9 protein-coding genes are annotated in these 10,966 nt (G+C 69.8%); 6 read left to right on the forward strand and 3 right to left on the reverse strand.

Going from position 1 to position 10,966, the window contains the following annotated elements:
• Window positions 1–31 precede the first annotated feature (31 nt).
• From AMK22_RS18515 to AMK22_RS18525, 3 genes are read right to left on the reverse strand one after another with little or no spacing between them, the layout of a single operon-like run.
• Window positions 32–973: a GNAT family N-acetyltransferase gene (locus tag AMK22_RS18515; RefSeq protein ID WP_073786382.1), complete on the reverse strand. Its 942-nt coding sequence runs from the start codon at window positions 971–973 to the stop codon at window positions 32–34.
• A 4-nt stretch (window positions 974–977) separates the two neighbouring features.
• A complete protein-coding gene (locus tag AMK22_RS18520; RefSeq protein WP_079186247.1) occupies window positions 978–1,343 on the reverse strand; it encodes an SDR family oxidoreductase in 366 nt (121 codons plus the stop codon).
• Window positions 1,344–1,399: 56 nt separating this feature from the next.
• Window positions 1,400–3,982, reverse strand: a complete 2,583-nt coding sequence (locus tag AMK22_RS18525) for a hypothetical protein (protein WP_199883257.1) — start codon at window positions 3,980–3,982, stop codon at window positions 1,400–1,402.
• A 155-nt stretch (window positions 3,983–4,137) separates the two neighbouring features.
• On the opposite strand from AMK22_RS18525, the gene AMK22_RS18530 reads away from it, so the two are divergent.
• The 6 genes from AMK22_RS18530 to AMK22_RS18555 form a co-directional block, all read left to right on the forward strand.
• Complete coding sequence (locus AMK22_RS18530; RefSeq protein WP_073786384.1) at window positions 4,138–5,301, forward strand: ROK family transcriptional regulator; 1,164 nt, start codon at window positions 4,138–4,140, stop codon at window positions 5,299–5,301.
• 258 nt (window positions 5,302–5,559) lie between these two features.
• The gene (locus AMK22_RS18535) at window positions 5,560–6,819 is read left to right on the forward strand and encodes a Gfo/Idh/MocA family protein (protein ID WP_073786385.1); all 1,260 of its coding nucleotides are present in this window, start codon (window positions 5,560–5,562) and stop codon (window positions 6,817–6,819) included.
• 62 nt (window positions 6,820–6,881) lie between these two features.
• Entirely contained in the window at window positions 6,882–8,135 is a 1,254-nt protein-coding gene (locus AMK22_RS18540; RefSeq protein WP_073786387.1) for an ABC transporter substrate-binding protein, read from the forward strand.
• Between the two features lie 159 nt (window positions 8,136–8,294).
• Window positions 8,295–9,200 (forward strand): carbohydrate ABC transporter permease, encoded by a 906-nt coding sequence (locus AMK22_RS18545; RefSeq protein ID WP_073786388.1) that lies wholly within the window; start codon window positions 8,295–8,297, stop codon window positions 9,198–9,200.
• 2 nt (window positions 9,201–9,202) lie between these two features.
• Window positions 9,203–10,150, forward strand: a complete 948-nt coding sequence (locus tag AMK22_RS18550) for a carbohydrate ABC transporter permease (protein WP_073786390.1) — start codon at window positions 9,203–9,205, stop codon at window positions 10,148–10,150.
• The coding region (locus AMK22_RS18555; RefSeq protein ID WP_073786392.1) for an NAD-dependent epimerase/dehydratase family protein at window positions 10,147–10,966 on the forward strand (820 nt) is incomplete at its 3' end. The genes AMK22_RS18550 and AMK22_RS18555, both read left to right, overlap by 4 nt.

Here is a 10,966-nt window from a genome sequence, read left to right on the forward strand (position 1 = left end):
GGCAAACGCATCGGGCCCTGGGACTGTTGGCTCAGAACGAGTCGCCATGCCAGTGGGTTGCTCCCGTGGCCTGCAGCGTGGCGCGTATCGCCTCCGGCGGGGCAAGGAGCGGGCGGGCCATACCCACCGTCTGCGTCCGCTCCCGGGCCTGATCCTGGGCGAGAAGCCGGGGCAGGGCAGCACGGACGGCCGGGTCCTCGGGGAGGTGGGCCCGGCCGACTGCGGCGCCCGCCGCACGGGCCCGGCGGGCCACCTCAGCGAGCAACTCACCGAGGGCCGCCGGTGCGGCTTCCGTCACCGCGCACTCGCGGACCTCGACGGCCTCGCCGACGTGCTGGGTCACGGTGTAGCCGACCGCCGTCCCCCCGTTGTCCTCGGCGATGAGCCATTCGGCGTCGGGGCCGTACCAGGCGGGCACGCGGTGGATCCAGTCGTCGGCCGTCCGCACCGCGGTGAGTGGGCGTGCGGCGTTGAATCCGGCGTGCAGTTCTGCCAGCCGCGGGGCGTCGGCCGGGGTGGCCGCACGGATGCGGAAGCGGGGCTCGGGTGGGCCAACAGTGGTGAGCGGGCCCTCGGTCCAGGAGGTGCGGAAGCCAGTCCAGCCCGAGCGCTCGTAGACCCCGGGAGTGGCCGTGAACAGCAGGGACCATGTGCAGGCCTCGGCGGTCATGGCCTCGGCGGCAATGGCGAGCAGTCGGCGAGCCAGGCCGTGGCCCCGTGCCTCGGGGCGGGTGGCGACATTGCCGATACCGCCCACCCGTTCGACCCGGCCGTGGGCGTCGCGGAGCTGCCGCGGCACGTAGCAGACGACGGCGTCGATCGTGTCGCCGCGCGCGGCCACGAAGGTCCGCCGGTGGCGGTCGGGGTCCAGGGCGTGCAGCGCCGGGAGGTGCGGGGCGTCGAAGCAGATCGCCCATAGCGCGTGCACGGCTGCCTCGTCGGCCGGGGCGAGGGTGCGCAAGGTGTGTGTCATCGCGTCAAATTTCCTTCTGTGCCGACCCGGTCACCAAAGGGTGGCCGAGCTGAGCGTCGTACGCCGCGTACGCGGCGGGGCAGGTGAAGCGCATCCGGTGCATCTGTTCGGCGAGCACACCGCCGTCCACGACGATCCGTGCACCGGTGAGGTACGCCCCGGCGTCCGGGGCGAGGAGCAGCAGCGCGCCCACGTTCTCGTCGGGCACCGAGCAGCAGCCGAGCGGAATACGCTCCCGGCAGGCCGTCTCGAACGCATCGCGGTCGAAGGGGAACGCGCCGTCGATCGGGGTCCGGACCGTGCCGAGTGCGAGGGTGTTGGCGGTGATGCCGTGCGGTGCGAGTTCGGCGGCGAGGGATGAGCGCCGCATCGACGACACCGGGCCACGGCGTACGGTCGCCGTGGCCCGGTGTCCGCGCGTGGGTGTCACCCACGCCTTGTCTGTTGAAGGCTCACCGCGTCGACGTATCCGGTCATGAGGTTCCACGCGGACGAGTACAGCGAGACGCGGACCGACGCCGTACCGGGCGGAGCTGTACCACTCGCCTGCGCGTCGATCCAGCGCCGCTGGTCCGCGCCGCGGAGCGGTGCGCTCGCCATCCGGCCGACCGGCTGGCCGGCCTTGTCGAGGAAGCTCAGCAGCAGCACCGAATCGTCGGTGCTTCCGTCCTCGATGTACACCTTGGCACGGGCCCGGTAGTACGCCCCCGCGGCAGCCGGCACCGGCTCACCGGTCAGCTCCGCCGACGCCTCGGGGCCGCTCCGGGCCGCATCGACGATCTTCATGCTGCGTCTGCCGGTGTACGCCCGGTCCTGGGAGAGAGCGAACAGGGTGCCACCGCCCTGCCACCCCGGGACGGCGCCGTCGTCCAGCGGCGCCGCCTCGAAGCCGGCGTTGTCGACGGCCACGGTGCGGGCCAGGCCGCGGCGCACCGGGATCATCCGCAGCCGGGACTCCGCCGCCTTGCCGAGGAAGTAGATGTTCTCGTGGCCGTCGGCGTCCCGGGCCAGGGTCATGAAGGCGACCTCCTCGTCGTAGTCGCCGAGTGTCACGTGGTCCATGGTCTTGGGGTCCACAACGGTGAGCTTGCCGGCCAGGGTGGTGTACAGCAGGCCGTCGGCGCCCCAGCGGAGGTAGACCGGCCGCCACATGCCGTAGTTCTTCACCTCGGGGTAGACGTTCTTGTACTTGACGACCCGGAGGGTGGCCGGGTCCATCGCGAACAGGAATCCGTCGGCCGCGCCCCACAGCAGGCCGTCGCGGCCGAAACCGAGACCGCTGATCATCTTCGGGCTGTCGAGGCCGGGGAGGTCGAGAGCGAACTCCTTGACCTTGCGTTCGCCGGCGACGTCCCAGACGAACATCTTGGCCTCGGACTCGGTGGCGTCGGTCCCCAGACCGCCGTGGACGGTGGTGGAGCCGTAGATCCGTCCGCCGCGCTGGGCGAGCCCGGCGACGCTCTGGTTGTGGACGATGTCGGGGTAGGTCTTCTTCCCCCCGTCGGCGGGGTCGTAGATGGTCAGCGCGCCGCCGAGTTTTCCGTAGTCGGGGATGGAGCCGATGAGCAGCTTGCCGTCGTGGGCCTTCATCACGTACGGCCGGTCCTGTCCGGAGCCGAGACGGAACTTCTCGGAGACGGCCGGGGCCGCCGCGTCCAGCTTCGCCGAGGAGATGATGCCTCCGGGGTAGATGCCGAAGTACATCGTGTCGCCCAGGCCCGCCATGCCCTCGGCCTGGCCCATCGGGAAGCGGGTGGTGCGGCCGGTGCGCGGGTCGAATCGGGACCCGGTGCCGCCGGGGTAGCCGCTCATGAACAGCGTGCCGTCCGGCGCCGCCTCCAGGTTGTGCAGCGGGTTCGGCGCGCCCTGCACCACCGAGGGCAGCGCCTTGCTCCGCCGTGACGCGATGTCGAAAGCGGTGATCGTGCCGCCCGACTGCAGGGTGACGAGCGAGGTCCCGGGGAGGTCCGGATCATCGAGCGGTATCCAGGCGGCACCGCGCAGCGAGGTACCGAAGGCGATTCCGGTCGAGCGGGACTCCAGCGTCGCCGTGTCGATCTCGTACAGCTCGCGGTTGTTGGCGACGTACACCTTCCCGTCCCGCGACTGAAGCTGGTTGAAGGAGAAGACCCCGGCGTCGGAAGGCGTGTTCTTGCCGACGGACTTGTCGCTCCACTTGCCGGCGCCGAGGTCGTAGAAGAGCAGCTTCATCTGCGGGTCGGCGAACTTGACGAACAGCCAGCCGTCGACGACCGCCATGTCGTAGGCGAAGGGCACCTTCTGGGGCTCCACTCCGAGGAGCGCCGGGACCTGGTCGGAGATCTTCGTCTTCGTACCGGTGGCGGTGTCGAGCCGGATGACGTCACCGACGGAGCCCACGCCCGCGTAGACGGCTCCGTCGTGGTAGGCCATGGAGCGCACGTACTGCTGGCCGGGCACCATCTGTCCGTAGTCGTGGAAGTCCTTGCTCCGCGGGTCGTATCTGAACACCTTGCCGTTGGGGAAGGTGCCGATCCAGACATTGCCCTCCGGGTCCGTGGTCATCGACCACAGCGACTTCTCGCCCGGAACGGTGCCGAGCTTGCGCACTTCCTTGTCGGCCGGGCTGTAGCTCCACAGCTCTCCCGTCTGGCCGCCGGTGATGGCGGCGATGTAGACGGTGCCGTCGGGGCCGATCGCATGCCGCCAGGACTGCTGCACACCGGGCAGCGTGAACGAGCGCAGCAGCCGGTTGTCCCGGATGTCGATGACGTTGAAGATCGCGTTCTCGGCGGAGACCGTCGCGTACATCGTGGGCCGGCCGTCCTCCGTGCCCACCACGGCGTCGTTGATGGAGACCGTTTCCTGCTGGACGCCGAGGTCGGCCTCGGGGCCGAACCACGTCCGGTCCAGTGCCGATCTACCGGTGCCGCCACCTCCCTGGGCTGCGGCCCAGGGAGCAGGACCCGCGACCAGAACGGTCAGGGCGAGCAGCAGGATGAGGAGTGGTCTAGGGCGTTCTCGGGGCACTGTGGTCCCTCCAGATTATGAGAGTCTTCCAAATAAGTGGGCGTTTTGTTCGCGGGCTTGAGCGACCTCAGCGTCCTCCTGACGCTTGACCATCGCAATATTTTCGTGGACTCTCTGATTAATCCCTACGGCTGAAACGACGTCAAGAGGAGTACATGGACGCATCCCGACCCGCCGGCGGTGACTTGGCGCAGCTGCGTCGGCTCAACGCGTTCGGCGCGCTGCAGGCGCTGAGAAGTGCAGGCGCGCCGGTGACGCTGACCGAGCTGGCCACGCTCACCGGTCTCTCCCGCGCCTCGGCGGAGGACCTCGCCACCGAGCTGACCGACCAGGGGTGGGCGGCCGAAGTCCCGCCCGCGCCCGGCGCGGTGGGGCGGCCGGCCCGCCGTTACCGGTTCCGGGCCGAGTCCGGTTACGTCTTCGGGCTGGACATCGGCGCCCACAGCGTCCTCGCCGTGCTCGCCGACCTCTGCGGCACGGTCGTCACCACGGCCCGCCGAACGGTGCCGCCGGACATCCGGCGCGCCGACCGGCTTGCCGTCATCGGCGACGTGATGACCGAGTGCCTGGACGACGCGGGAATCGGCGCCCACCGGATCTGGACGATCAGCGCCGGCACCACCGGCGTCGTCGGCCCGGAGGGAGACGTCGTACTCGCGGGAGCGGCCGCCGACTGGACCGGTGTACGGCTCGCCGAGCACCTGGACGAACACTGCGCCGGGGCGGTCCTGGTGGACAACGACACCCGGCTGGCCGCACTCGCCGAGCAACGCCTCGGTGCGGCACGGGACATCGAGGACGCCGTCTACATCCACGCCGGTCTCGGCCTCAGCGCGGCGCTGATCATCGGCGGCCGGGTGCACCGGGGATACGGCGGCGCGGCGGGCGAGATCGGCAGCTTCCCCGTCACCCCCTGGGCGACCGCCGCCACCCGCCTGGCGTGTTGTCCCGCCGTCCCGTCCGACGTACCCCCGCGGAACGCCGCCGCCCATGTGCTGGCCGCCGCCCGCCGGGGCGACACCGTCGCCGTGCGCGCCGTCGACCGCTACGCCAGCGACGTGGCCCTCGGCCTCGCGGCCATGGTGCTGACCGTCGACCCGCAACGGGTCGTGCTGGGTGGGGGACTGGCCCAGTCCGCCGACGTCCTGCTTCCCCGCCTTCGTAACCGTCTGGAGCCGCTGTGCATCCGGGTCCCCGATCTCCAGCCGTCCTCGCTCGGCGACGACCGGGTCGCCCTCGGCGCGATCTGGCGAGCCGTCGAGCACGTCGAGACGACGTATCTCGCGCACAACCGGCGGCCCACGGCGGCGCGCCCGTGAACGGCCGTTCCGGACCTCCCGTCATCGACCCCGGCAGCCCGTGTTCCGGATCGCAGAGACCACTGCGCGGTTCGCTTTCCGGCTTTCAGGCGCCCGGTACGCGCCGTATGCATCGGCAGCCGGCCCCTGTCAGCTCTCCGCACCCGGTATCCGTTGACGGCTCCGCGTCCAGGCATCGCCGCGGGAGACGCCTCCCGGCCCCACCGCACGCCTTGTCCGTCGCGTGCCTCCTCCTTCACCTCTAGGGAGCTCTTGGGAATGTCCATGCACCTTCCGATATCCGATCGGCCCGTCCGTGTGGCTCTCGTCGGCGCCGGCAACCGCGGCCTCACCTATGCCGCGTGGATCAAAGCCCACCCCGAACGCGCCCGCCTCGTGGCCGTGGCCGATCCCCGGCCGGCGGCCCGCGCCGCGGCCGGGGCGGAGCTCGAGTTCGACGACTGGCGGCCGCTAGTCGAGGGGGACGCCATCGCCGACGCCGTCATCGTCGCCACCCAGGACCGCAATCACGTCGAGCCCGTCCTGGCGCTGGCGCGGGCCGGGTACGCGATCCTCGCCGAGAAGCCACTGGCGCCCAGCGAGGCCGAGACCCGCACCCTCATCGAAGGCGTGGAGAAGTCGGGCGTACTCTTCGCCGTCTGCCATGTCCTGCGCTACACCCCCTACACCGACCTGGTGAAGGAGGTTGTCGGCTCGGGCGTGCTGGGCGAACTCGTCAGCGTCGAGCACCTGGAGCCCGTCGGCTGGTGGCACTACGCGCACTCCTACGTCCGCGGTCCGTGGCGCAGCGAGAAGGACTCCTCCCCGATGCTGCTCGCCAAGTCCTGCCACGACCTGGACTGGATCACGTACGTCATGGGCGGCCGGATCGAGCAGGTCTCCAGCTTCGGTGGGCTCAAGCACTTCCGGCCGGAGAACGCCCCGGCCGGATCCGCCGAGCGGTGTCTCGACTGCGTCGTCGAGTCCGGCTGCCCGTACAGCGCGCTGAAGCTGTACATGCCGACGCTGCGCGAGAAGGGCGCGGTCTGGCCGGTCACCCACGTCACGGACTCCACGGACGAGGCCGAGCTGCTGACCGCGCTGCGCGAAGGCCCGTACGGCCTGTGCGCCTACCGCGGCGACAACGACGTGGTCGACCACCAGGTCCTCGCCATGCAGCTGTCCGGCGGCATGACCGCGACGTTCACCATGGTCGCCTTCACCGAACAGACCGACCGCCAGACACGGATCTTCGGCTCGCACGGCTGGCTGCGCGGCGACGGCAAGCGCGTCACCGTCCACGACTTCCGCACCGACGAGGTCACCGTCCACGAGGTCGACACCAGCGGTTCCAACGCCGCCGAGGGGCACGGCGGCGGAGACACGGCGTTGGTTGATGCCTTCGTCCACGCCGTCGCCACCGGCGACCCGGCCGCGGTCCGCTCCGGCACCAAGGCCACGCTCGGTAGTCATCTGGCGGCGTTCGCCGCTGAACGTGCGCGGCACACCGGCACCGTCCAGACGGTGCCGGCCCGGTGACCCCCCACCGGATGCCGTCCCCCCTTCCCCGTCCCACCCTCACGTCCTCGGAGGACCCTCTCATGTCCCGTCTTCTCACCCGTCGTTCCAGAGTCCGTGCCGTTGCCGTCCCGGTCGTGGCCACCGCGCTGGCCGCCGGTGTGCTGGCCGGCTGTTCCAGCGGCGGCGACGACAACACCGTCACCATGTGGACCTACCCGGTCATCTTCGACGAGGCCAAGAACAAGGCCTACTGGGACGGCCTGATCAAGACGTTCGAGAAGGAGCACTCGGGCGTCAAGGTGAAGGTGGAGACCTTCCCCTGGGCCAACCGCGACACCGCCCTGGCCACCGCGATCGCCTCGGGCAAGGGCCCGGACGCGGTCTACCTGATCCCCGACCAGCTGCCGAAGTACGCCAAGAACATCGTCCCGGCCGACGAGTACATGCCCTCCGACGCCAAGTCCGACTACACCGACTTCGCGCTGAAGTCCGTCACGATCGACGGCAAGGCACTCGCCACCCCGATCCTGACCAGCGCCAATCCGCTGGTCTGCGACAAGCGGGTGTTCGCCGCCATCGGCGAGAAGAACTACCCCACGACCTGGGCGGACCTTCAGGCGCTGGGCCCGAAGCTGAAAGCGAAGGGCTACTACGCCACCAGCTTCTACGGCGACACCCAGCAGACCCTCAACATGACCTTCTACCCGCTGCTGTGGCAGGCGGGCGGCGACATCTTCTCCAAGGACGGCAAGAGCGTCACGTTCAACGACGCGGCCGGTGTCAGGGCGCTGACGTACCTGAAGAAGCTCGTCGACGGCGGCTACACCGACAAGGACCTGATCACCACCGCGCCCAAGCTGGAGCAGACCCCGGTCGCCAAGGGCAAGATCGCCTGCACCTGGCAGAACACCCCCACCGACGTGGAGCCGTTCTGGGGCAAGGAGAACATCGTCGTCCGGCCGCCGCTGAAGGACGCCGAGTCGGTCGGCTACGGCACGGTGGGCGCCCTGTCCATGCTGAAGGGCGCGGACAAGAAGAACACCGGCGACTGGCTGAACTTCGTCGCGGAGTCGAAGAACGCGGCCGGTCTGCAGAAGGAGGCGGGCTACTTCCCGGCCCGCACGTCCGGCGGCGACCTCTACCCGGGCGACGCGCTGCAGACGGCGGTCGGCGCCACCCTGCCGAGCATGACCGTCGGCCCGCTCCAGGACAAGTCCCGTGAGGTCCAGGGCGTCCTCGCCCCCGAGATCCAGGCCGCGCTGCTGGGCAAGAAGAGCCCGCAGGAGGCGCTGGACGCCGCGCAGAAGGCCGCGCAGGCGCTGCTCGGCCGCTGATACCCGGTGCGGGGCCCATTTCTGGCCGCACCCGGACCCCGGGCCCCACATCCTCCCTCCCTGGGGCGGTCTTGTCCGCCCCCGCCCTTTCCCCGCACCTCCCTCCTGGGGTGGTCTTGTCCGCCCCCGCCCTTTCCCCCGCACCGCAAGGAGATCCCCGTGGCAGTCGTCGCGGAACCCGCCCGCCGGGGCCGTCGCAGCGGGCCGCAGGCGCGCCGCGAGGCCCGGATCGGCCTGCTGTTCGTCCTCCCGTGTTTCCTGCTCTTCCTCGCCTTCCGGTTCGGTCCGGGCATCGCCGGTGTGCTGATGAGCTTCACCGACTACACCCTGACCGGCGGCGGCAGCTTCATCGGGCTGGACAACTTCACCCGCCTGTGGGACGACCCGCTGTTCTGGCAGGCACTGAAGGTCACCGTCCTGTACACCGTGCTCGCCGTGCCGGGCACACTCATCGCATCGGTGTCGCTGGCGCTGATCACCCGGCGCGCGTTCCGCGGCGCGAAGTTCTTCCGGTCGGTGTTCTTCCTCCCGGTCGTCACCTCGCTGGTGCTGGCCGCCACCGTCTTCGTGTGGATCTTCTCGACCGGCGGCCCGTGGCCGACACTGATGAGCATGTTCGGGATGTCCAAGGGCTCCTGGCTCTCCGACGACGTGCTGGTGCTGCCCGCACTGGCCATCGTCGGCATCTGGTCCCGCTTCGGATACGGCATGCTCATCCTGCTGGCCCGGATGCAGGACATCCCCCGCGAACTGGAAGAAGCCGCGCTCACCGACGGCGCCGGCGCCGTCCAGCGCTTCCGGCACATCGTGCTGCCCCAGCTCAAACCCGCCCTGTTCTTCCTCGCCGTGATCGAGACGACGGCCTCCTTCCAGGTCTTCGACGCCGTCTACACCATGACCGGCGGCGGCCCCGCCAACGCCAGCTACACGCTCGTCTTCCAGCTCTACGACGCGGGCTTCAAGTACTTCGACCTGGGCTACGCCTCCGCCATCGGGGTCGCGCTGTTCGCGCTGACCGTGGTGGTCGCACTGGTCCAGCGGCTCGTGATCGGGAAGGACCAGTGACCATGACCGCAGCACCCGCAGAGACCAAGACCCCTCCGCCGGCCAAGGCTCCCGCAACACCCGACCGGGCCGCGCGCCGGGCCGAACGACGACTGCGCAAACTCGCGGAGCAGGACACCGTCCCCTACGGCATGCGCCCCACCCGGGCCGGCCGGATCGGCCGCGCCGTCCTGCTGACCGTCGCCGCACTCGTCACGGTCTTCCCCTTCTACGCCATGGTCGTGCTCTCACTCAAGCCGTCCGCAGCGGTCGAGTTCCCCACCAGCCTCCTGCCATGGCCGCTCAGCGGCGAAGCGTACGACACCGTCCTCAACGCCCAGGACGTACCACGCTGGCTCCTCAACACCCTGCTCTACTCGATCATCTCCGTCATCGGCGTGCTCCTGCTCGCCTCACTCGCCGGCTACGCCTTCGCCAAGAAACGCTTCCCGGGCCGGGAAACGATGTTCTGGTCGTTCCTGTCGATGGTGATGGTCCCCTACCACGTCACGATGATCCCGACCTTCGCAATGATCGCGAAACTGGGCGGCGTCGACACCTACTGGGGCCTGATCCTGCCGACACTGGCCAACGCCCAGGCCGTCTTCCTCATGCGCCAGTTCATCCAGGGCCTGCCCGACGAACTCTTCGAAGCAGCCCGCCTCGACGGCTGCAACGAATGGCAGATCTTCTACCGGATCGTACTGCCACTGCTCAAACCGATCCTCGCCACACTCGGAGTCTTCGTCTTCCTGTGGCACTGGAACGACTTCCTGTGGCCCCTGGTCATCGGCCAGTCCACCGACATGCGCACCCTCACCGTCGGCATCGCCTCGCTCCAGCAGCAGAACGTGCCACTCAACGTCGTGCTCTCCGGCTCCGTCATCGCGTTCGTACCCATCTTCGCCGCATACATGGTGGGCCAGCGCTACTTCACCGAGGGCGTCACCGCGTCCGGAATCAAGGGATGACCCACACAATCATGTTCACCGATGAAGCCGCACTCGAAGAGCGGCTCGCCACCCCCTCCCCCGCACTCGTCACCGACCTCGCCCGCCTCGAAGGCGACCTCCTGATCCTCGGCGCCGGCGGCAAAATGGGCCCCAGCCTGTGCAGACTCGCCCGACGGGCGCTGGACACCGCGGGCCGCACGGACGTGACCGTGTACGCCGTCTCCCGCTGGTCCGACCCGGCCGCGGCACAACAACTGGAAGCCGCCGGCATCTCCACCGTCGCCTTCGACCTCATGGACCCGGCCGCCGACCTGGCCTCACTGCCCGACGCCGGAAACATCGTCTTCATGGTCGGCGCCAAATTCGGCTCCGCCGGCGCCCCCTCCCACGCCTGGGCCGTCAACGCCGCAATGCCCGACCGAGTGGCACACCGCTGGCCCCACGCCCGGATCGCCGCATTCTCCACCGGCAACGTCTACCCACTCGTACCAGTCTCCTCCGGCGGCTGCACCGAAAACGACCCCGTCGGCCCGGTCGGCGAATACGCCATGTCATGCCTCGGCCGCGAACGCATCTTCGCCCACGCCGCCCTCACCCGCGGCACCAAGGTCGCCAACATCCGCCTCAACTACGCAGTCGACCTGCGCTACGGCGTCCTCGCCGACATCGCCCACCGCGTACAGGCAGGCGAACCCGTCGACATCACCACCGGCCACGCCAACGTCGTCTGGCAGGGATACGCCAACGAAGTCGCCCTGCGATCCCTGCTCCACGCCACCGACAGCGAACCCTTCACCCTCAACCTCACCGGCCCCGAGACCGCATCCGTACGAC

The organism is Streptomyces sp. CB01580 (assembly GCF_001905795.1).
Lineage (GTDB): Bacteria > Actinomycetota > Actinomycetes > Streptomycetales > Streptomycetaceae > Streptomyces.